A 20,510-nucleotide genomic window follows, 5' to 3' on the forward strand; every position below is an offset into this window, starting at 1 on the left:
GGGGCCGGTGCTTTTGAGCACCGGCCCCTTTCAGTTTTCTTCCATGGTGAGCCGGGCGTTCGGAGCCCGACTGCCCTAGGAGAGCTGGCCGTTGTAGTCCGGCAGCTTGAAGGTGCGGTCGGCGTGGCCGCCGGACAGGTCGGTGGCGCTGTTGCCGATGTTGGCGATGATGTCGTAGCCCTTGTTCTCGATGTCGACGCGCTGGGCCGTCTTGTAGTCCGCGACGTTCTTGAAGAGGTCGAAGAGGCCGCGCACATAGAGGCCGGAGACCTTGTAGCCGTCGTACTCGAGGTTCCACTTGGTGGGCGCCTCGATGATGCCCGGGCGGGCGGTCACGAAGAAGAGCGCGACGCCGTGGTCCTGGGCGTACCGGGCGACGTCGAACACCGGCTTGTTGGCCTTCTGGGGGACCGTGAAGCCCAGGTCGGTGTCCAGCGTGGTGTTGTCGATGTCGAAGACGATGGCCTGCTTCTCGCCCGGCTTCGCGGCGGCGATGCGCTGCTCCAGGTACGGCAGGGTCTGGTCCATGACCGTCTGGCAGTCGTTCTGCCAGGTGGCGAAGTCGACCTTGCCGGTCGTGGCGCTCGCCGCCGCGGTGGTGGCCGGGGCCGTGGTGGCGTCCGCGGCCTGGGCCGGGGCGGCCACGGCGGCCAGGGCGGCCACGGAGACGGCGGTCACGGTGAGGCGGCGCGCCAGGGGGCTGGTCATCGGTGGGGGTTCCTCTCACGTCACGTACGCGGTGCCGGATGGCAGGTGCATGATCTGTGGTGCGGATGGCGTGAGGGGAACCGTAGGGTTACCGAACGGTAGGTGGATAGGGGTCTGCGTCACATTCGAGGCCCCGCCGATGCGCGAAGCCGGTGACATGCCGCACAGGCGATTTATCCCTTACTAGACCCGATAGTGGGATCCGTCAGGCGAGTAAAGGGTGGGCAAAGGGCTCGTAGATCCTCGGTTTCCGTCGGAAACGGGCAGTTCACGACGGGGGATGCCGGGTAGGCGCGGGGGCTGTCAAGGAGATGGGTAGTTTTCGACTCATCTACTACCGGGCGCCGTAGATGCCCCGCTTTCGCCCGGCCGGGGCGATCGGTTACCAAGGGATGGCCGCCGCGACGAACGCCTGTCCGTCGAGCGGCTGATCTGTCCCCGACTTCACGAGGTCTCGATGTTCAAGCGCTTCACGTCCCGTGCCACCCGTACGTCCTCGCTCCGTACCCGCGCCGCCTTCCTGGCCGCCGGTGTCGCTGTCCCGGTCGTGCTGGGCGCCGGAGTCGCGAGCGCCGCTCCGTCGGCGGCCTCCTGGGTCGACCCGGTGAAGAAGTACTCGCTCTCCGCGGGCTTCAACCAGTCCGGCGCCCACTGGGTCGCCAAGCACAGCGGCCAGGACTTCGCGGTGGCCACCGGCACCGAGGTCTTCTCCGTGCACGGCGGCACCGTCGTCAAGGCCGGCCCCAACGGCGCCGGTGACGGTCCCGCGTACGGCAACGCCATCGTGATCAAGCACGAGAACGGCGTCTACTCCCAGTACGCGCACCTGTCCCGCGTCGACGTCAAGATCGGCCAGAAGGTGAAGACCGGCCAGCACATCGCCCTGTCCGGCTCCACCGGCAACTCCACGGGTCCCCACCTGCACTTCGAGATCCGTACCACCCCGAACTACGGCTCCGCCCTCAACCCGGTGCCCTTCCTGAAGGGCAAGGGCGTCCGCGTCTGAGCCGAGCGGGCCGAGCGGTCCGAATGAGCCGCTGACGGGCCCCGTGGGTCGAACGAGCCGTCCGAGTCGAACGAGTCGACGCGGGCGGCTCAGTCGTCGGTGTCGGCGTGGGCGTGGGCGTGCTCGTGGGCCTGGGTGACCAGGTCCAGGGCGACCTCCAGCACCGCCTGGCGGCGTTTCTCCACATCGCCCACCAGGTCCTGCATCACGAACATCCCGGCGTGCAGGGTGAACATCGCGCTGAGCGAGCGCACCTGGTCGACCAGCTCGGCGTCCGGGTCCATCAGTATCTCCCGCAGCCCGTGCATGCGGTCCTTGAAGGTCTCGCCGATGCGCAGCTCCCGCACCGTCGCCTGGTTCTCCTGCATGAAGCGGAAGAGCGGCTCCGCGTTCGAGAGCGCCTCGCTGTAGCGCCGGAGGATCTCCTGCTTCGTCTCCAGGGTGTGCGGCTGGCCGCGACCCCACTCGATCAGGTCGGCGATCGGCTGCGTCAGGTCCTCGAAGAGGCTGACGATGATCTCTTCCTTGGTCTTGAAGTGGTAGTACAGGGCCGCCTTGGTGACGTCGAGACGCTCGGCGATCTCGCGCAGCGAGGTCTTCTCGTAGCCCTGCTCGGCGAAGAGTTCGAGCGCGACGTCCTGGATGCGCTGGCGGGTGTTGCCGCGGCGCTGTTGCTTGGTGCCGTCCATGGTGACGCCCATCCTCGTACTCCTCGCGCTCCTGCGGAAACTTACTTGACGCCCGGCTAGTTTGCCGTCTACTTTACGCAGTGTACTAACTAGCCGGGCGGCAAGTAAGTAGTCGCCGAGGGGGAGTAGGGAAGAGATGGCGGACACGGTGGAGAGCCCCCAGGAGGGCAAGAAACAACGGAGCGTGCGCGTCGTACTGCTCGCGCTCATGATCGCGATGATGCTCGCGATGCTCGACAACATGATCGTGGGCACCGCGATGCCCACCATCGTCGGCGAGCTGGGCGGCCTGGAGCACCTGTCCTGGGTGGTCACCGGCTACACCCTGGCCACCGCGGCCTCCACCCCGATCTGGGGCAAGCTCGGTGACATGTACGGGCGCAAGGGCGCCTTCCTCAGCTCGATCGTGATCTTCCTGATCGGCTCCGCGCTCAGCGGCATGGCCCAGAACATGGGCGAGCTGATCGGCTTCCGCGCCATCCAGGGCCTCGGCGCCGGTGGTCTGATGGTCGGCGTCATGGCGATCATCGGTGACCTCGTGCCGCCGCGGGAGCGGGGCAAGTACCAGGGCATGATGGCCGCCGTGATGGCGCTGGCGATGATCGGCGGCCCGCTGGTCGGCGGCACCATCACCGACAACTGGGGCTGGCGCTGGTCCTTCTACATCAACCTGCCGCTCGGCGCGGTCGCGCTGGTCCTGGTCAGCGCGGTGCTGCACCTGCCGCGCAAGCGGGCCAAGGCGGGCATCGACTACCTCGGTGTCGCGCTGCTGACCATCGGCATCACCTCGATCGTGCTGGTCACCACCTGGGGCGGCAGCGAGTACGCGTGGACGTCCGCGCGGATCATGGAGCTCATAGCCATCGGCGTGGTGGCGCTGGCCGGGTTCGTGTTCTGGCAGACGAAGGCCGCCGACCCGGTGCTGCCGCTGCACATCTTCCGCAACCGCAACTTCACCCTGATGTCCGTGATCGGCTTCATCACCGGCTTCGTGATGTTCGGCGCGACGCTGTTCCTGCCGCTGTACCAGCAGGCGGTGCAGGGCGCCTCGGCGACCAACTCCGGTCTGCTGCTGCTGCCGATGCTCGGCGCGATGCTGGTGACGTCGATGGTCGCCGGGCGGGTCACCACCAACACCGGCCGCTACAAGGTGTTCCCGATCGTCGGCGGCGCGCTGATGATCACGGGCCTGTACCTGCTGTCGCTGATGGACACCGGCACCAGCCGCTTCACCTCCGGCGTCTACATGGCCGTCCTCGGCCTCGGCATGGGCTGCCTGATGCAGATCACCATGCTGGTGGCGCAGAACAGCGTGGAGATGAAGGACATGGGCGTCGCGTCCTCGTCCACGACGCTGTTCCGTACGCTCGGCTCCTCGTTCGGTGTCGCCATCATGGGCGCGCTGTTCAACAACAAGGTCAAGGACGTCATGGCCGAGCGGGCGGGCTCGCTGGGCAAGGGCATCACCGAGCAGTCCGCCCAGCTGGACGCCAAGAGCCTGGCGAAGCTGCCCCCGCTGGCCCGCGAGGCCTACCAGCACGCGGTCTCCGCCGGTACGCACTCCGCGTTCCTCCTGGGCGCCGTGATCGCCGTCCTGGTGCTCGTCGGCGCGCTCTTCGTCAAGGAGGTCCCGCTGCGGGGCGGCCCGCAGGCGGCGAAGCCCGAGGAGCAGGTCGCTCCGCTGGTCGAGGCGGTCTGACCTAGGCCCCGTAAGCCGAAGGCCCCCGGCGGGTGTCCGCCCCGGGGGCCTTCGTCATGTTCGGGGGCGTCCAGGAGGTGGTGCGCGCCCCGGCCGAATTCAGCCCGCTCCCCCCGACAGCGGCAGCATCGGATAGCTTCCCGTGTTCGTCGGCGCGTGCTCCGGCAGCCACAGGACGGCCACCGCGCCCTCCGCCGGGAGTTCCGGGGGAAGGCCCGCGGGGCGGATGTTGCGGAAGGTGAGACGGGCGCCGAGGACCCGGGCCTGGCCTGCGGCGATGGTCAGACCGAGGCCGTGGCCCTGCCCCGCGCGGTCCATGCTGCCGGTACGGAAGCGGCTCGGGCCCTCCGCGAGGAGCGCCTCGGGGAAGCCGGGACCGTGGTCGCGGACCCGGATCACCCGGCCCTCGACGCTCACCTCGATCGGCGGCCGCCCGTGCCGCGCGGCATTGGCGAGCAGGTTGAACAGCACGCGTTCCAGGCGGCGCGGGTCGGTCGTCACCTCCGACTCGTGGACGACCCGTACGACGATGTCGGGATCCTTCGCCGCAACCCGCCGCGCGACGAACTCGCCCAGCAGGATGTCCTGGAGCTCGGCACGCTCCGAGGCGCTGTCCAGACGGGCCACCTCCAGCACGTCCTCCACCAGCGTGCGCATCGCCTTGGCCCGGTCGAGCACCAGCTCGGTGGGCCGGCCCGGCGGCAGCAGCTCGGCGGCCGTCAGCAGCCCCGTCACCGGGGTGCGCAGCTCGTGCGCGATGTCCGCGGTGACCCGCCGCTCGGCCTCCAGGCGCTGCCGCAGCGCGTCCGCCATCGCGTCCACCGACCGCGCGAGATCGTCGGTCTCGTCCCGTACGACCCCGCCGATGGACTCCCGCACCCGTACCTCGGTCTCGCCCCGCGCGACCTGGTTCGCCGCGGCCGCGGCCTTGCGCAGCCGCCCGGACAGCTGCCCGCCGATCAGCACGCCGAGCGCGCTGCCGCCGAGCACGACCGCGATGGACCCGATGACCAGGGCCTGGTCCAGGTCCTTCATCACGTCCATGGAACGGTCCGGGAAGTGGCTGTGCAGCGACAGCACATGCCCGTCCTTGGCCGGTACCGCCGCCCAGATGTCCGGCGGCCCCGAGCCCCGGTCGGACACATCGGTGGCCCGGCGCCCGGCCATCACCTTCTCGCGCAGCGCGGGCGGCATCCCCGGATCGTCGATCTTTATGTTCGGGAAGTTCGTCCGTCCGGACAACTCGTAGTTGCGCTGCGCCAGTTGGACCCGGTCATTGGCCAGGTCGCGCGCGTTGTCCAGCATCGAGACCCGGGCCGCGCTGTGCACGACCAGGCTCAACGCGATCGCCACGAGACCGGCGACCAGCGCGATCGCCGCAGTGAGCTTCCACCGGATGCCGGTGTGCAGGCCCACGCGCTCCATGCGCCGGACCGGATGGCGCCAAAACCCCCGCATGTCGCTCCGTTCAGGCCTTCAGCTTGTAGCCGAAGCCGCGGACCGTCTCGATCCGGTCCTGGCCGATCTTCTGCCGCAGCCGCTGCACATGGACGTCGACCACGCGGGTGTCCCCGCCCCAGCCGTAGTCCCAGACCCGCTCCAGGAGCTTGTCGCGGGAGAGCACGGTGCCGGGCGCGGAGGAGAACTCCAGCAGCAGCCGCATCTCGGTCGGGGTGAGCGCCACCGGCCGGCCGTCCCGCAGCACCTCCATGCCGTCGGTGTCGATCCGCAGATCGCCGAAGGTCAGCGTGCCGCCCTGCATCGCGGACGCGGGCTCCTCCGGGTGCGCGGAGCCGCCGGCGTGCCCGAAGCGGCGCAGCACCGCCCGGATCCGGGCGACCAGTACGGCGCCGTCGAACGGCTTGGTCACATAGTCGTCCGCGCCCGCCTCCAGGCCGAGCACGACATCGATGGAGTCGGCGCGCGCCGACAGCATGATCACCGGCACCGTCGACTCGTCCCGGATCCGGCGGCACAGGCTGACCCCGTCGAGACCCGGCACCATCACGTCGAGCAGGGCGATGTCGGGACGGTTCGCCCGGAACGCCTCCAGGCCCGAGAGCCCGTCGGGCATGGCGGTGACCGCGAAGCCGTCCCGCTCCAGGGCGAGCTGTGTGGCCTCGCGGATGACGTCGTCGTCCTCGACGAACAGAACGTGGGTCTGGTCTGCCATCCCGGTGCTCTCTGTCCTCGTGAAGTGCTGGTGGTCCGGTCGAAAGGGCGGTTCAGCTGTCCGGCACGGGCGTCGGGACCTGCCCGGCCGACTTGCTGTACTCGTTGCGCACGCTCTTGCCCGGTGTGAACCGTCCCGCCTTCCAGCCGTACGGCGTCACGATCTCACCGGACGGGCTGGAGATGGGATCGCCCTTCTCGTAATACTGCCTGGTCACCGACAGTCGGCCCTGATCGATCTCGGCGTAGACCGGCGACTCCTCGGTCCGGAACACGTTCTTGAAGGTGCCGGAATCGTCCCGGTACACGTACGAGCCGATCCCGACCGCGTCCGCGCACGTCAGCACGTTGATCACGACGTCGTCCACCGGGGACCCGGTCAGATCACCGTACGAGATGTCCACCGGGTACTCATTGCCGCTGCACGGCTTCAGCTCCCGCTTGACGGCGGCGGACACCGCCGGATCGTGCTTGAGCAGCTGTACGGCGTCCACCTTCCGGTACTTGTCCGGATCGTTCGGCGAGGGCGACGGCGAGGCCACGGCGCCGGCCCCGGCCACCGCCGAGGCGTGTGCCGGGCCCTCGTCCCGGGCACCCAGGCCGCCCGTGCCGCACGCACCGACGAAAAGGGCGAGGGCGGTGACCGAGGCCACCGCCGCGATCACCGCCAACCAATTCCCACGGGCCGGTTCCGGCCCGGGCCCTGTCAGGCCGCGCAACGCTCCCGCTCCTCACGCTCCAGCGCCCGTGCGTCCAGGTCGCGGGCCTCCAGCTCCTCACGGAGCCGGGCGAGCGCCCGGTGCAGCGTGCTCTTGACCGTACCGGCCGACATGCCCAGGGCCGCGGCCGTCTCCTCGGTCGACATCTGCTCCCAGTGTCGCAGCACCACGACGCTGCGCTGCTTGGGTGCGAGAACTTTCAGAATGTCCATCAGCAGGGCACGGTCGGCGTGCTGCTCGGTGGAGTCCTCCACGCAGGCGTCCGGCAGCTGCTCGGTGGGGACCTCCTCCAGCTTGCGGGCCCGCCACCACTCGGTCCGGGTGTTGATCATGACCCGGCGCAGATAGGCGTCCGCGAGCCGCTTGTCGGCGATGCCGTCCCAGCGGCCGTACGTCCGCACCAGCGCGGTCTGGAGCAGGTCCTGCGCGTCCACGGGGTCCGGGACCAGCCGGCGCGCACTGCGCAGCAGCGCGTCCTGTCGTGTGCGGACGTACTCCTCAAATGCGAGCACCTCGCCCTGCGCCATGTTCAACCGCCTCCGTTCCCCGTGTGCTTCGGCCCCCGGCCGAAGTCCCGCCGTCCTGCCGGCCCGTGGTCTGTCGGGCACGAGAATGAAGGTAGGCAGTCGTTGTCACGAGGCTGTGCGGACCAGCCTTCGGCTAGCAATCGGCTATCCGTCGGTTGTGTAACGGCCACAGGAAGGGGGTAAAGAGGGCGGTGCTTATGTCCAGTTATGAGGCTTTTGCTGTACCTCGGTTGGGCGAGGCGGCCCGTAACAGTGGCGATAACGCTGTGATCTGACCATGCGTCAGGTGAGCGGCAGCCGATACAGGCCGCCGGGCAGCGGCTCCACCAGTCCGTCGGTGACCAGTCCGTCCAGCGCGCGGGCCCGCTGCACCGGCTCGTGCCACACCCGGTCGAGCCGCGCCTGCGGCACCGGGGTGTGCGCCTCCCGCAGCACGGCGAGCAGCTTGCCGCGCACCTGGCGGTCCGTACCGGCGTACGTCTGCCCGCGCCGCGGCGGCCCCTGGTGCTCCGGCTTGCCCGCCTGCCGCCAGGCGCACTGCGCGGCGATCGGGCAGCGCGCACACCCCTCGTTCTTCGCGGTGCACACCAGCGCGCCCAGCTCCATGGAGGCGGCGGCCCAGCGCGCGGCCGTGCCCTCGTCCTCGGGCAGCAGCTCCCGGGCGAGGCGCCGCTCGGCCGCGGTCGTCGCGTTCGGCGGGTACTGCACCCCCGTCACCGCGCGCGCCAGCACCCGTCGCACATTCGTGTCCAGCACCGGGTGCCGCTGCCCGTAGGCGAACGAGGCCACCGCGGCGGCTGTGTACTCGCCGATGCCGGGCAGCGCGAGCAGCTGCGCGTGTTCCGTCGGTACGTCACCGCCGTGCCGTTCCGTTATGGCGACCGCGGCGCCGTGCAGCCGCAGCGCGCGGCGCGGATAGCCGAGCCGGCCCCAGGCGCGCACCGCCTCGCCGGGCGCCTCCTTCGCCAGGTCGGCGGGGCGCGGCCAGCGGGCCAGCCACTGCTCGTAGACGGGCAGCACCCGGTTGACCGGGGTCTGCTGAAGCATGAACTCGCTGACCATCACGCCCCACGCGCCCGCCTCCGGGCGGCGCCAGGGGAGGTCGCGGGCATGGGCGTCGAACCAGGCGATCACGGGGGCGTGGATTTTCTCGGTCATGGCCTTCCGATCCTGCCACGCCGCGCGGGGTGGCGCGGGTGACGAGGCCGTCACTCAGCGTGCCGGTCACTGAAGAACCGTGCCTGCGACGGCAGTTACCGGAATGATGATCCGGAAAAGTTGGTGCGTGGACGGCGGGTGGCGCAAGGCCGCGCGCCGAACTCTCGTAGAGTTCGGGCGTGGGATCTCTGCGCAATCCGGTCGGGCCGCTTCCCTCCTCCATCTACTGGCGCAGGAGGGCCGTACTGCTGTCGGTGGTCGCCGTCTCGGCACTGCTGATCGCCTGGATCGTCGCGACGGGAGGCGGGGGCGGCGGCGGCAAGAAGGGCACCAGCGCGTCCGGCGGCAAGAACCCCACGAACACGATCACCCCGGGACCGTCCGGCTCGGGCCCCGCGTACAGCCAACACCCGGGCGGGCGGGACGAGTCGGGCGGGTCGGACGCGGGCTCCGGGTCCGGCGGTTCGGCGGGGTCCGCCGGGTCGGGTTCCGGTGGGTCGGGTTCCGGCGGTGACGGGGGCGGCGGCTCCGGATCGGGCGGCTCGGCGGGCTCCGGCGGCGGATCCGCCGCGGGTGGCGGGGCGGTCGCCGCGGGCGACGCGCTGCCCGGCTCCTCCGGGCTGGCGAACTGCACCTCCGGCGCGGTGTCGTTGGGCCTGCGCAGCCTGCACAACTCCTACTCGCCGGACCAGACACCGGCCTTTGAACTCACCGCGAAGAACACCTCGTCCGCCGACTGCAAGGTCGATCTCGGCCCGAAGAACGCGGTGTTGACGATCACCCCGGCGGACAGCGACAACGCCCTCTGGTCCTCCGCCGACTGCCCCAAGGGCGCGGGCGACCTGCTCTTCCGGGTACCGGCGGGCAAGGCCATCACATACACGGTCACATGGGACCGCCACCCGAGCGCCGCCCACTGCGCGACCCCGTCCGGCGCCGCGGCCAGGACGGGAACGTACCTGCTGGAGGCGAAGACACCGGGGTACGGGAAGCTACAGGCGTCGTTCGTGCTGTCGGCGGACTAGTACTTCCCGGAGCCGTCGGCCCTGAAGATCAGACGTACCGCTCGAAGATCAGACGTACCGCTCCAGGATGGAGGACTCGGCCAGCCGGGAGAGACCCTCGCGCACGCTCCGTGCCCGCGCCTCGCCCACGCCGTCCACCGCCTGGAGGTCGTCCACACTCGCGGCCAGCAGCTTCTGCAGCCCGCCGAAGTGCTCCACCAGCCGGTCGATGATCGCCCCCGGCAGCCGCGGCACCTTGGCCAGCAGACGGAAGCCGCGCGGGGACACCGCGGAGTCCAGGGTCTCGGGCGAACCGGTGTAGCCCAGCGCCCGCGCCACCGTGCCGACCTCGATCAGCTCGGACTGGGTGAGCGCGTTCAGCTCGGCCAGGGCCTCCTCCACCGTGCGGGAGCGCTTGGCCGTCGGCTCGGGCACATAGTCCCGTACGACCAGCTCCCGGTCCGGCTCGACCCCCGCGATCAGCTCCTCCAGCTGGAGGGCGAGCAGACGGCCGTCGGTGCCCAGCTCCACCACGTATTCGGCGATCTCGGTGGCGATCCGGCGCACCATCTCCAGACGCTGCGCGACGGCGGACACGTCCCGCACCGTCACCAGGTCCTCGATCTCCAGCGCCGACAGGGTGCCCGCCACCTCGTCCAGGCGGAGCTTGTACCGCTCCAGGGTGGCCAGCGCCTGGTTCGCGCGGGAGAGGATCGCCGCCGAGTCCTCCAGGACACGGCGCTGACCGTCGACGTAGAGCGCGATCAGCCGCATCGACTGGGAGACGGAGACGACGGGGAAGCCGACCTGCTTGCTCACCCGGTCCGCCGTGCGGTGCCGGGTGCCCGTCTCCTCGGTGGGGATGGTCGGGTCCGGGACCAGCTGGACGCCCGCGCGCAGGATCTTCGAGAGGTCCGAGGACAGCACGATGCCGCCGTCCAGCTTGCACAGCTCCCGCAGCCGGGTCGCGGCGAACTCCACGTCCAGCACGAAACCGCCCGTGCACATCGCCTCGACGGTCTTGTCGGAGCCGAGCACGATCAGGCCGCCGGTGTTGCCGCGCAGGATGCGCTCCAGGCCGTCACGCATGGCCGTACCGGGTGCCACGGCGCTCAGGGCGGCGCGCATCAGGCCATCGGAACCGGCACTCCCACCGGACTTTCCGGGAGCTGCTGCCCGGTCGTTGGCTGCCACTGCACTCCTCCGGTCGGGGGTTCTCAAGCGCACCCGTGCCCGCACTCGGTTCGTACGGACGGGCGAGACCTGGGCAAAGTCTACCGGCGCTCCTCCGGCTCCCGTGGGGCCTCTCGGCGACGGGAGCGGGGCAGGACCCGCAGCGCATCCCCCATGTCCGCGACTTCCAGCACCTTCATCCCCGGCGGGGTCTTCCCCGGATCGCCCGGGACCAGCGCATGCGTGAAGCCGAGCCGGTGCGCCTCGGCGAGCCTGCGCTGCACGCCCGTGACCCGTCTCACCTCGCCGGCGAGACCCACCTCGCCGATGGCCACCAGGTTCTTCGGCAGCGGGGTGTCGCTCGCGGCGGAGGCCAGCGCGAGGGCGATGGCCAGGTCGGCGGCGGGCTCGGACAGCTTCACACCGCCGACCGTGGCCGAGTAGATGTCCCGCTTGCCGAGCGCGCTGATCCGGCCGCGCTGTTCGAGCACGGCCAGCATCATCGACACCCGGGAGGTCTCCAGGCCCGATGTCGTACGCCGGGGGGAGGGGATCTGGGAGTCCACGGTCAGCGCCTGCACCTCCGCCACCAGCGGGCGGCGGCCCTCCAGGGTCACGGTCAGACAGGTGCCGGGCACCGGTTCGTCGCGCCGGGTCAGGAAGAGGCCGCTGGGGTCGGCGAGGCCGGTGATCCCCTCGTCGTGCAGCTCGAAGCAGCCGACCTCGTCGGTCGCGCCGTACCGGTTCTTCACGCCGCGGACCAGGCGGAGCCGGGCGTGCCGGTCGCCCTCGAAGTGCAGCACCACATCCACCAGGTGCTCCAGCAGGCGGGGGCCCGCGATCGCGCCGTCCTTGGTGACATGGCCGACCAGCAGCGTGGACATGCCGCGATCCTTGGAGGCCCGGATCAGGGCCCCGGCGACCTCGCGGACCTGGGCCATGCCGCCGGGCGCGCCGTCGATCTCCGGGGAGGCGACCGTCTGCACCGAGTCGAGGATCAGCAGGGACGGCTTGACCTCGTCCAGGTGTCCGAGGACGGCGGAGAGGTCGGTCTCGGCGGCCAGATACAGCTGGTCGTGCAGCGCGTTGATGCGGTCGGCGCGCAGCCGCACCTGGCTCGCCGACTCCTCGCCGGTGACATAGAGGGTGCGGTGCTCCTCGCTCGCCGCCTTGGCCGCCACGTCCAGCAGCAGGGTGGACTTGCCGACGCCCGGCTCGCCCGCCAGCAGCACCACCGCGCCCGGCACGAGCCCGCCGCCGAGCACCCGGTCCAGCTCGGGCACCCCGGTGGAGCGGGCGGTGGCCTGGCGGCCGTCGACCTGGCCGATCGGCAGCGCGGAGGTGACGACCCGGCCGGGCGCCGTGGTGCGGACCGCGGGCGCGCCGTACTCCTCGACGGTGCCCCACGCCTGGCACTCGGGGCAGCGGCCGAGCCACTTGGCCGTCTGCCAGCCGCACTCGGTGCAGCGGTAGGACGGACGGTCCTTGGTGGTCTTGGTACGGGCAGCCATGCGGAAACCGTAGCCCGCGGCACTGACAACGGGACCGGGGGCCGCCAACTGGGTGGCCGGGTATCGGCCGTCGGCCCGCGGAATCCGGCCCCGGAACAAAGGGTTCCTGTCCCCTTATGAGGGATCGTTTCACCCGTACGGATTAAAAGTGCTCAAGGCTCCAGAAGGGGCGCTCCGCCGACGCCTACGGTCGCACGGGTGATGAGCAGCAGCCCGGAGACCACCACCCGCACCACCGGCGCGCACCGGGCGCACGGCACGGCGCGCGAAGCACGAGAGGCGCGCGAGGGGCGTGAACCGCGCGAGGGTGCGCGGGTGCCTGGTGTGTTTGAGTCACATGAGGCGTGTGAGGCGCATGAGGCGCGAGACGTCCGTGAGGCGCGAGACGTCCGTGAGGCGCGGGATGCGCGTGAGGCGCGGGACCGTGCCGCCGCGCGGACCATCGCCGGGCGGGCGTCGACGCGCTACGAGCCGTACCTGGACGGCCTGTTCACCTACTGCCTGTCCATCCTGTGCGACCACGACACGGCCACCGACGCGCTCGGCGACGCCCTCGCCCTGGCCGAGCGGCGGGCGCACCGCGGGCCGGGGACCGGCGGCGAGCACAGGGCCTGGCTGTACGCGCTGGCCCGGTGGGCGTGTCTGCGCAAGCTGGCCGAGGCGAAGCGGAACCGCCAGGCCACGCATGCGGCGGGCCGTACCGACAAAGTCGCGGCGAACAGCGGAAGAGGCGGCAGGGGAACCGGCCCCGAGGCGCCCGACGCGGCCCTCCCCGCGGAGCTCCAGGAGCGCCGGCACCGCGAACTGACCCTGCTCGCCTGGCCGGAGGCGGCCGGCACCACGCCCGAGCAGCGCGAGGCCCTGGAGCTCGCCGTCCGCCACCACCTGACCGCGCCCGAGGTCGCCGCCGTCCTCGGCATGGCACCGGCGGCCGCCCGCGATCTGCTCGCCACGGCCGCCTGCGAGGTCGAGCGGACCCGGGCCGCGCTCGCCGTGGTCGAGTCCGGCGGCTGTCCGAGCGTCGCCCATCTCACCGGCGACAGCAGGCTGATCCTCAGCACCGCGCTCCGCCGCGAGCTGGTACGGCATGTCGACGACTGCCCGCGCTGCCGCCGCAGTGCCGAACGCGCGGCCCCCGGCCGCTGGCCCGGCACCACGGTCACCCCCGCCGAGCTGCCCGTCCTGGAGGCGCCCCGCGCGGCCCTCGCACCGCGCTCCCGGGCGAAGGTCGCGGACGCGCCCCGCTTCGACCGGCGGGGCTTCCCGATGGACCCCAGGGACCGCGCGGCCCGCCGCGACCGGCTGCGGTCCCGCGCGGTGACGACGACGGTGGTGGCGACGGTGGTGGCGGCGCCGGTGCTGGCCCTGTGGGCGGCGTACCGGGGCGCGCCGACGGGGGAGCCGGACGAGACCTCCACGGGCTTCTCCGCGCCGGCCTTCTGCACGGCCGCCTCGTTCAGCGCCCAGTCGGTGTGCACGATGTCCCCGTTGCGGTGCACCACCACATCGACGGTCATCCGCTCCTCGACCTCCGGACGCGATCGGCGGGGACGGCACGGGCGGGGGGTACGAGAACGCGGGCAACGCGAGCGTGCAGCCGGGCGCGGGGAAGGACGGCGGGCCGGATGTCTCGGTGGAGGTGATGAGCGTCGCGCCCGGGACGGCGGACGGCTCGGCCGGGAGTCTGTCGGTGACCGCGGCGAACGACGGCGACACCACGCTGATCACTCTGACCGCGACGGGTCAGGACCCGGTCCGCTGGTCCGCCGTGACCGGCTCCGCGTGGCTGTACCTGAGCCAGTCCGCCGGCACGCTGGCCTCCGGCGAGAGCGTGACGCTGAAGGCGTACGTCGACCATCTCCACGAACCCAGGGGCGCCTGGCAGGCCCGGATCTCCATCGCCCCCGCGGGCACCGTGGTCACCATCACCGGCTCCGGCCCCCTCCCCACCCACCCGACCCCACCGCCGCCGCCCCCCACCCCGACCTCCCCACCAACCTCTCCTCCCCCCACCCAACCAACCTCTTCCCCCACCCCGACCGACCCCCCGCCGTCCCCTTCCCCCACCCCGACGCCATCCGAGACGACCAGCGACACACCGACTCCGTCGGGGAGCTAGGACGCCGCTCCGGCCGAGGTGAGGGGCCTTCGGTGAATTCCATCGGCCTCTGAAGCCGGGTGGGCGGGAGAGGGCGCCGGGTGGGTGCTGTAGGTGCGGCGGGGTCGGTTCTTGATCGCCGTGATTCGACGGGGGCCCCTCCCGGGGCCGTCGGCGCGCCGAGTCGGCCGGGGAGTGTCACGGCGCGGGACCATGCTGGTGTGGTGGGAGCGGCGGCTGGTCGCCGTGTTCCGGTCATCAGCCTGCCGAGTCGGCTGGGTGGATCAGGGAGCGCGGGGTTACGGGGTGGGCGTGCGGCTCCACGCCGAACCGCTCACTCGGGGCGGGGCTCCGTCCGCCCGCGTAGCGGGATCCGTTTGCGGTTGCCGTGTTCCGGCCGGGGGTGGGGTTCCGGCCCGGGATGAGGGCCGCGGGGGCCCGGCAGCCCGACCGAGACGGGTGGGTGGGTGGGAAAGGCGGGGCCTGCACGCCGTCCGGCTGTTCGGCCGGGGACGGGGAAGGGCGGGGCGTACACCCCGCCCACCCCGCCCTGCTGTCCAGTCCGTCGCAGGCAGCGCAGGCAGCGCAGGCAGCGCAGGCAGCGCAGGCAGCGTCGTCAGGGGGTCGGGTCGGCCGGGTGGGGGGCCAGGAGGGGGAGTTGGGCGGAGAGGCGCTGCTCGCAGAGTTCGGCCAGCCGGTCGTAGCCCTCCTTGCCCATCAGCTCCGTCAGCTCCGCGCGGTAGGACACGTACACCGGCTCCCCCGCACCGTGCGCCGACGTGGCCGACGTGCACCACCAGTGCAGATCGTGCCCGCCAGGACCCCAGCCCCTGCGGTCGTACTCGCCGATGGAGATCTGCAGCACCCGTGTGTCGTCGGGCCGGTCGATCCACTCGTACGTCCGCCGGACCGGCAGCTGCCAGCACACGTCCGGCTTGGTCTCCAGCGGCTCCCGGCCCTCCTTCAGCGCCAGGATGTGCAGCGAGCACCCCGCGCCGCCCGCGAACCCGGGCCGGTTCTGGAAGATGCAGGACCCCTGGAAGGGCCGCGTCTGCCGGGACCCCTCCTCGTCCTCCGAGATCCAGCCGTCCTTCGTGCCCTCGGCATGGTGCTGCCAGATCTCCGGCGTGAGCCGCGCCACGTGCTCGGCGACCCGCTTCTCGTCGTCCTCGTCGGAGAAGTGCGCCCCCAGCGTGCAGCACCCATCGTCCGCGCGCCCCGCCTTGATGCCCTGGCAGCCGCTGCCGAAGACGCAGCTCCAGCGCGAGGTCAGCCACGTCAGATCGCAGCGGAAGACCTGTTCGTCGTCCGCCGGGTCCGGAAACTCCACCCACGCGCGCGCGAAGTCGAGCCCCTTCTCGTCGCTCATCTTCGCCCCCTTGGCAGCTTTGGCGGCCTTGCGAGCCTTGTCCGTCTTATCGGCTTTCGCGGACTTCGCCTTTTTCGTCTTTGGCACCCGTCCAGGGTAAGTGTCCCGCCCCCGGTCCGGGGACCGTGGAGCCGCGTTCTGGCAGTAGCGTTCCGTATATGAGACTCGGTGTCCTGGACGTGGGTTCGAACACGGTGCATCTGCTGGTGGTGGACGCCCACCCCGGCGCCCGCCCGCTGCCCGCGCATTCGCACAAGGCCGACCTTCGGCTCGCCCAACTCCTCGACGACAGCGGTGCCATCGGCGACGACGGCATCGAGAAGCTCGTCGACGTCGTACGGGACGCGCTCCAGGCCGCCGAGGACAAGGGCGTCGAGGACCTGCTCCCCTTCGCCACCTCCGCCGTCCGCGAGGCGAGCAACGCCGACGAGGTCCTCGCCCGCGTCGCCGACGAGACCGGCGTACGACTCCAGGTCCTCTCCGGCGCCGAGGAGGCCCGCCTCACCTTCCTCGCCGTACGCCGCTGGTTCGGCTGGTCCGCCGGGAAGCTGCTGGTCCTGGACATCGGCGGCGGCTCCCTGGAGATCGCCTTCGGCATCGACGAGGAGCCGGACGCCGCCGCCTCCCTCCCGCTCGGCGCGGGCCGCCTCACCGCCGGCTGGCTGCCCGGCGACCCGCCCGCCCCGGACGACGTACGCGCTCTGCGCCGCCATGTCCGCGCGGAGATCGCCCGCACGGTCGGCGAGTTCGCCCGCTTCGGCGCCCCCGACCATGTCGTCGCCACCTCCAAGACCTTCAAGCAGCTGGCCCGCATCGCCGGTGCCGCCCGCAGCGCCGACGGCCTCTACGTCCAGCGCGAGCTCAAACGCGAATCCCTGGAGGCATGGGTCCCCCGCCTGTCCGGCATGACCGTCGACCAGCGCGCCGAACTGCCGGGCGTCTCCGACGGCAGGGCGGGCCAGCTCCTCGCGGGCGCCCTGGTCGCCGAGGGCGCGATGGACCTCTTCGGCGTGGAGAGCCTGGAGATATGCCCGTGGGCGCTGCGGGAGGGCGTGATCCTGCGCCGGCTCGATCACATGGGCTCCGCTTGAGCACCCCGCACCCGCCCGATGGCTTGGCTCACACCGGCGAACAGCACCCGACACGCGCGCCTTCCTACCCCTTAGGGTGTCGGCGTGGCTGAACCAAGGGACGTTCCCGTAGCGCTGTCGACAGCCTCCGTATACCCGGAGTCCACGGCGACGGCCTTCGAGATCGCCGCGCGCCTCGGCTACGACGGCGTCGAGGTCATGGTCTGGACCGACCCCGTCAGCCAGGACATCGACGCGCTGCGCCGCCTCTCGGACCACCACCGCGTCCCGATCCTCGCCGTGCACGCCCCGTGCCTGCTGATCACGCAGCGCGTCTGGTCCACCGACCCGTGGACCAAGCTGCGCCGCGCCCAGGCCGCCGCCGAGAAGCTGGGCGCCTCCACCGTCGTCGTGCACCCGCCGTTCCGGTGGCAGCGGCAGTACGCCCGGGACTTCGTCGCGGGCGTCTGGCGGATGGCGGACGAGACGGACGTACGGTTCGCGGTCGAGAACATGTACCCCTGGCGCTACCGCGACCGCGAGATGCTCGCCTACGCCCCCGCCTGGGACGTCACTCACGACGACTACCGGCACTTCACGATCGATCTCAGCCATACGTCGACGGCCCGTACCGACGCCCTGGAGATGGTCGGCCGCATGGGCGACCGGCTCGGGCATGTCCACCTCGCCGACGGGCGCGGCTCGGCCAAGGACGAGCACCTGGTGCCGGGGCGCGGCGACCAGCCCTGCGCCGAGCTGCTGGAACACCTGACCGTCTCCGGTTTCGGCGGCCATGTCGTCATCGAGGTCAACACCCGGCGGGCGATGTCCGGCGCCGAGCGCGAGGCCGACCTCGCCGAGGCCCTCGCCTTCACCCGCAAGCACCTGTCCGCCGCCGTCCGCCTCCCCCGACGATGACCGAGCCCACCGCGTCCGCCGAGCCGCCCTCCGACCCCACCGCGTCCTCCGAGTCGCCCCCCGAGCCCCCCGCCCGCCGCCGCGGCCGCCCCTCCCGTGCCGAGTCCGCCGGTACCCGGGACCGCATCCTCGCCGCGGCCCGCGAGGAGTTCTCCGCGCGCGGGTACGACAAGACGTCCGTGCGCCAGATCGCCAAGGCGGCCGGTGTGGACTCCGCGCTGGTCCACCACTACTTCGGCACCAAGGAACAGGTCTTCGCGGCGGCCGTGGAGGTCGCCTTCGCCCCCGCCCTCGCCGCCCCCGACACCCTCGCCGAGGGTCCGCCGGACGGCGTGGGGGAGCGGCTGGCCCGCTTCGTCCTCGGCGTCTGGGAGAACCCCACGACCCGGGCGCCGCTGCTCGCGATCCTGCGCTCGGCCGTCACCGACGACACCGCCGCCGCCGTCTTCCGCCGCCTGGTCGCCGCCCAGCTGGTGCGCCGGGTCGCGGCCCGGCTGGACCTGCCGGACGCCGAGCTGCGCGCCGAGCTGGCCGCCGCGCAGCTGGTCGGCACGGCCATGCTGCGCTACGTCCTCAAGCTGGAACCGCTCGCCTCGGCGGACGTGGAGGAGATCATCGCGCGCGTGGCACCCGTCGTACAGAAGCACCTCACCCAGGCGTGACCGAGGCCGCCGGTGAAATGCCCGTCCCGCATTCCGGACAAGCGTGTCCATTCCTTGGAGCGTCGGCGTAGGCTCGAAGAAAGCCAGAACTGTTCATCGAGGAGCGAGCGACGATGCCCGAGCTGAGGTCCCGCACAGTCACCCACGGCCGCAACATGGCGGGCGCCCGCGCCCTTATGCGTGCCTCCGGTGTACCCGGCGCGGACATCGGCCGTAAGCCGATCATCGCCGTCGCCAACTCCTTCACCGAGTTCGTGCCGGGCCACACCCACCTCCAGCCGGTCGGCCGGATCGTCAGCGAGGCGATCACCGAGGCGGGCGGCATCCCGCGCGAGTTCAACACCATCGCGGTGGACGACGGCATCGCCATGGGCCACGGCGGCATGCTCTACTCGCTGCCCTCCCGCGACCTGATCGCGGACTCCGTGGAGTACATGGTCGAGGCCCACTGCGCCGACGCCCTGGTCTGCATCTCCAACTGCGACAAGATCACCCCGGGCATGCTGATGGCCGCCCTGCGCCTGAACATCCCGACGGTCTTCGTCTCCGGCGGCCCCATGGAGGCCGGCCGCGCCACCCTGGTCGACGGCACCGTGCGCTCCCTCGACCTGATCGACGCCATCGCGGAAGCCGCCAACGACAAGGTCTCCGACGAGGACATCCTGCGCATCGAGGAGAACGCCTGCCCGACCTGCGGCAGCTGTTCCGGCATGTTCACCGCCAACTCGATGAACTGCCTGACCGAGGCCATCGGCCTCTCCCTGCCCGGCAACGGCTCTGTCCTCGCCACCCACACCGCGCGCAAGCAGCTCTACGTCGACGCCGCCCGCACCGTCATGGACGTCACCCGGCGCTACTACGAGCAGGACGACGAGACCGTCCTGCCCCGCAATGTCGCCACCTTCCAGGCGTTCGAGAACGCCATGGCCCTGGACATCGCGATGGGCGGCTCCACCAACACGATCCTGCACCTGCTGGCCGCCGCCCAGGAGGCGGGCGTCGCCTTCGGCCTGGAGGAGATCGACGCCGTCTCGCGCCGCGTCCCCTGCCTCGCCAAGGTCGCGCCGAACGTGGGCAAGAACCGTACGTACTACATGGAGGACGTGCACCGCGCCGGCGGCATCCCCGCCCTCCTCGGCGAACTGCACCGCGCGGGCCTGCTGAACGAGGACGTGCACGCCGTGCACAGCCCCTCCCTCGCCGACTGGCTCAAGACCTGGGACGTGCGCGGCGGCTCCCCGTCCCCCGAGGCCGTCGAGCTGTGGCACGCGGCGCCCGGCTGCGTCCGCTCCGCCGAGGCGTTCTCCCAGTCCGAGCGCTGGGAGTCCCTGGACGACGACGCCGAGAGCGGCTGCATCCGCTCCGCCGAGCACGCCTACTCCAAGGACGGCGGCCTCGCGGTGCTGCGCGGCAACCTGGCCGTCGACGGCTGCGTGGTCAAGACGGCCGGCGTGGACGAGTCGATCTGGACCTTCGAGGGCCCGGCCGTGGTCTGCGAGTCCCAGGAGGAGGCCGTCCAGCGGATCCTCACCCAGGAGGTCAAGGAGGGCGACGTCGTCGTCATCCGCTACGAGGGCCCCAAGGGCGGCCCCGGCATGCAGGAGATGCTCTACCCGACCTCGTACCTGAAGGGCCGCGGCCTCGGCAAGAGCTGCGCGCTGATCACCGACGGCCGCTTCTCCGGCGGCACCTCGGGCCTCTCCATCGGGCACGCCTCCCCGGAGGCGGCCTCGGGCGGCACCATCGCCCTGGTCGAGGACGGCGACCGGATCCGCATCGACATCCCGAACCGCTCCATCGAACTGCTGGTGGACGACGCCGAACTGGCCCGCCGCGAGCAGGCCCTGGACGGCGCCCACGCCCCGAAGAACCGCGACCGCAAGATCACCGCCGCGCTGCGCGCCTACGCCGCGATGGCGACCAGCGCGGACAAGGGCGCGGTGCGGGACGTGAGCAAGCTGGGCTGACCGCCGTCCTGCCGTCATGACGAAGGGGCCGCCCCCGCGGGGAGCGGCCCCTTCGCCGTA

At 71.6% G+C, this 20,510-nt stretch carries 18 protein-coding genes and 1 pseudogene; 8 read left to right on the forward strand and 11 right to left on the reverse strand.

Annotated features, from left to right (window positions below; all coding sequences use genetic code 11):
• Positions 1 to 75: 75 nt before the first annotated feature.
• A complete protein-coding gene (locus tag ACLF5H_RS22510) occupies positions 76 to 708 on the reverse strand; it encodes an HAD family acid phosphatase (protein ID WP_421677818.1) in 633 nt (210 codons plus the stop codon).
• Between the two features lie 457 nt (positions 709 to 1,165).
• Here ACLF5H_RS22510 and ACLF5H_RS22515 point away from each other — a divergent pair, with 457 nt between their 5' ends.
• On the forward strand, positions 1,166 to 1,714 hold the full coding sequence (locus ACLF5H_RS22515) for a M23 family metallopeptidase (protein ID WP_421677819.1): 549 nt from the start codon (positions 1,166 to 1,168) through the stop codon (positions 1,712 to 1,714).
• 89 nt (positions 1,715 to 1,803) lie between these two features.
• Here ACLF5H_RS22515 and ACLF5H_RS22520 read toward each other — a convergent pair whose 3' ends face one another.
• Entirely contained in the window at positions 1,804 to 2,415 is a 612-nt protein-coding gene (locus ACLF5H_RS22520; protein ID WP_421677820.1) for a TetR/AcrR family transcriptional regulator, read from the reverse strand.
• 124 nt (positions 2,416 to 2,539) lie between these two features.
• Here ACLF5H_RS22520 and ACLF5H_RS22525 point away from each other — a divergent pair, with 124 nt between their 5' ends.
• Positions 2,540 to 4,102, forward strand: a complete 1,563-nt coding sequence (locus tag ACLF5H_RS22525; protein ID WP_421677821.1) for an MDR family MFS transporter — start codon at positions 2,540 to 2,542, stop codon at positions 4,100 to 4,102.
• A gap of 99 nt (positions 4,103 to 4,201) precedes the next feature.
• Here the strand turns inward: ACLF5H_RS22525 and cseC are convergent, their stop codons facing one another.
• From cseC to ACLF5H_RS22550, 5 genes are all read right to left on the reverse strand, one after another.
• Positions 4,202 to 5,560, reverse strand: a complete 1,359-nt coding sequence (cseC, locus tag ACLF5H_RS22530; RefSeq protein WP_421677822.1) for a two-component system sensor histidine kinase CseC — start codon at positions 5,558 to 5,560, stop codon at positions 4,202 to 4,204.
• A gap of 10 nt (positions 5,561 to 5,570) precedes the next feature.
• Complete coding sequence (gene cseB, locus ACLF5H_RS22535) at positions 5,571 to 6,275, reverse strand: two-component system response regulator CseB (RefSeq protein ID WP_159703736.1); 705 nt, start codon at positions 6,273 to 6,275, stop codon at positions 5,571 to 5,573.
• 52 nt (positions 6,276 to 6,327) lie between these two features.
• Positions 6,328 to 6,939 carry a hypothetical protein gene (locus tag ACLF5H_RS22540; protein ID WP_421677823.1) on the reverse strand — a complete coding sequence of 204 codons (612 nt, stop codon included), beginning with the start codon at positions 6,937 to 6,939 and terminating at the stop codon, positions 6,328 to 6,330.
• A 41-nt stretch (positions 6,940 to 6,980) separates the two neighbouring features.
• Positions 6,981 to 7,520: a SigE family RNA polymerase sigma factor gene (locus ACLF5H_RS22545; RefSeq protein ID WP_037660309.1), complete on the reverse strand. Its 540-nt coding sequence runs from the start codon at positions 7,518 to 7,520 to the stop codon at positions 6,981 to 6,983.
• A gap of 282 nt (positions 7,521 to 7,802) precedes the next feature.
• Entirely contained in the window at positions 7,803 to 8,678 is an 876-nt protein-coding gene (locus ACLF5H_RS22550) for an A/G-specific adenine glycosylase (protein ID WP_085565927.1), read from the reverse strand.
• A gap of 179 nt (positions 8,679 to 8,857) precedes the next feature.
• Here ACLF5H_RS22550 and ACLF5H_RS22555 point away from each other — a divergent pair, with 179 nt between their 5' ends.
• Positions 8,858 to 9,703 carry a hypothetical protein gene (locus ACLF5H_RS22555; protein WP_421677824.1) on the forward strand — a complete coding sequence of 282 codons (846 nt, stop codon included), beginning with the start codon at positions 8,858 to 8,860 and terminating at the stop codon, positions 9,701 to 9,703.
• Positions 9,704 to 9,751: 48 nt separating this feature from the next.
• On the opposite strand, the gene disA is transcribed toward ACLF5H_RS22555, so the two are convergent.
• The 3 genes and pseudogenes from disA to ppnK all read right to left on the reverse strand — a co-directional run.
• Positions 9,752 to 10,876, reverse strand: coding sequence for a DNA integrity scanning diadenylate cyclase DisA (disA, locus tag ACLF5H_RS22560; RefSeq protein ID WP_421677825.1), 1,125 nt, complete (start codon positions 10,874 to 10,876; stop codon positions 9,752 to 9,754).
• Positions 10,877 to 10,956: 80 nt separating this feature from the next.
• On the reverse strand, positions 10,957 to 12,366 hold the full coding sequence (radA, locus tag ACLF5H_RS22565) for a DNA repair protein RadA (protein ID WP_421677826.1): 1,410 nt from the start codon (positions 12,364 to 12,366) through the stop codon (positions 10,957 to 10,959).
• A 1,409-nt stretch (positions 12,367 to 13,775) separates the two neighbouring features.
• A pseudogene (gene ppnK, locus ACLF5H_RS22570) lies at positions 13,776 to 13,898 on the reverse strand (NAD(+) kinase); the annotation flags it as partial.
• 110 nt (positions 13,899 to 14,008) lie between these two features.
• Between ppnK and ACLF5H_RS22575 the strand changes: the two are divergent.
• Positions 14,009 to 14,485: a BACON domain-containing protein gene (locus ACLF5H_RS22575; protein WP_421677827.1), complete on the forward strand. Its 477-nt coding sequence runs from the start codon at positions 14,009 to 14,011 to the stop codon at positions 14,483 to 14,485.
• Between the two features lie 595 nt (positions 14,486 to 15,080).
• Here ACLF5H_RS22575 and ACLF5H_RS22580 read toward each other — a convergent pair.
• Positions 15,081 to 15,920, reverse strand: coding sequence for a hypothetical protein (locus ACLF5H_RS22580; RefSeq protein ID WP_421677828.1), 840 nt, complete (start codon positions 15,918 to 15,920; stop codon positions 15,081 to 15,083).
• Between the two features lie 71 nt (positions 15,921 to 15,991).
• Here ACLF5H_RS22580 and ACLF5H_RS22585 point away from each other — a divergent pair, with 71 nt between their 5' ends.
• The 4 genes from ACLF5H_RS22585 to ilvD all read left to right on the forward strand — a co-directional run bounded on the left by ACLF5H_RS22585 (position 15,992) and on the right by ilvD (position 20,450).
• Positions 15,992 to 16,924: a Ppx/GppA family phosphatase gene (locus ACLF5H_RS22585; RefSeq protein ID WP_421677829.1), complete on the forward strand. Its 933-nt coding sequence runs from the start codon at positions 15,992 to 15,994 to the stop codon at positions 16,922 to 16,924.
• Between the two features lie 84 nt (positions 16,925 to 17,008).
• Entirely contained in the window at positions 17,009 to 17,821 is an 813-nt protein-coding gene (locus ACLF5H_RS22590) for a sugar phosphate isomerase/epimerase family protein (protein WP_421677830.1), read from the forward strand.
• The gene (locus ACLF5H_RS22595) at positions 17,818 to 18,483 is read left to right on the forward strand and encodes a TetR family transcriptional regulator (RefSeq protein WP_421677831.1); all 666 of its coding nucleotides are present in this window, start codon (positions 17,818 to 17,820) and stop codon (positions 18,481 to 18,483) included. The genes ACLF5H_RS22590 and ACLF5H_RS22595 overlap by 4 nt, the downstream gene beginning before the upstream one ends.
• Before the next feature lie 113 nt (positions 18,484 to 18,596).
• Complete coding sequence (gene ilvD, locus ACLF5H_RS22600) at positions 18,597 to 20,450, forward strand: dihydroxy-acid dehydratase (RefSeq protein ID WP_421677832.1); 1,854 nt, start codon at positions 18,597 to 18,599, stop codon at positions 20,448 to 20,450.
• Positions 20,451 to 20,510: the final 60 nt, after the last annotated feature.

The sequence above is a fragment of the Streptomyces sp. LaBMicrA B280 genome (assembly GCF_049222185.1).
GTDB lineage: Bacteria > Actinomycetota > Actinomycetes > Streptomycetales > Streptomycetaceae > Streptomyces > Streptomyces murinus.

Bases quoted from the DNA above. Each gene is read 5' to 3' on its own strand.
- ACLF5H_RS22510 (WP_421677818.1), bottom strand. From the start codon at position 708: ATGACCAGCCCCCTGGCGCGCCGCCTCACCGTGACCGCCGTCTCCGTG.
- ACLF5H_RS22515 (WP_421677819.1), top strand. From the start codon at position 1,166: ATGTTCAAGCGCTTCACGTCCCGTGCCACCCGTACGTCCTCGCTCCGT.
- ACLF5H_RS22520 (WP_421677820.1), bottom strand. From the start codon at position 2,415: ATGGGCGTCACCATGGACGGCACCAAGCAACAGCGCCGCGGCAACACC.
- ACLF5H_RS22525 (WP_421677821.1), top strand. From the start codon at position 2,540: ATGGCGGACACGGTGGAGAGCCCCCAGGAGGGCAAGAAACAACGGAGC.
- cseC (WP_421677822.1), bottom strand. From the start codon at position 5,560: ATGCGGGGGTTTTGGCGCCATCCGGTCCGGCGCATGGAGCGCGTGGGC.
- cseB (WP_159703736.1), bottom strand. From the start codon at position 6,275: ATGGCAGACCAGACCCACGTTCTGTTCGTCGAGGACGACGACGTCATC.
- ACLF5H_RS22545 (WP_037660309.1), bottom strand. From the start codon at position 7,520: ATGGCGCAGGGCGAGGTGCTCGCATTTGAGGAGTACGTCCGCACACGA.
- ACLF5H_RS22550 (WP_085565927.1), bottom strand. From the start codon at position 8,678: ATGACCGAGAAAATCCACGCCCCCGTGATCGCCTGGTTCGACGCCCAT.
- radA (WP_421677826.1), bottom strand. From the start codon at position 12,366: ATGGCTGCCCGTACCAAGACCACCAAGGACCGTCCGTCCTACCGCTGC.
- ACLF5H_RS22575 (WP_421677827.1), top strand. From the start codon at position 14,009: ATGAGCGTCGCGCCCGGGACGGCGGACGGCTCGGCCGGGAGTCTGTCG.
- ACLF5H_RS22585 (WP_421677829.1), top strand. From the start codon at position 15,992: ATGAGACTCGGTGTCCTGGACGTGGGTTCGAACACGGTGCATCTGCTG.
- ACLF5H_RS22595 (WP_421677831.1), top strand. From the start codon at position 17,818: ATGACCGAGCCCACCGCGTCCGCCGAGCCGCCCTCCGACCCCACCGCG.
- ilvD (WP_421677832.1), top strand. From the start codon at position 18,597: ATGCCCGAGCTGAGGTCCCGCACAGTCACCCACGGCCGCAACATGGCG.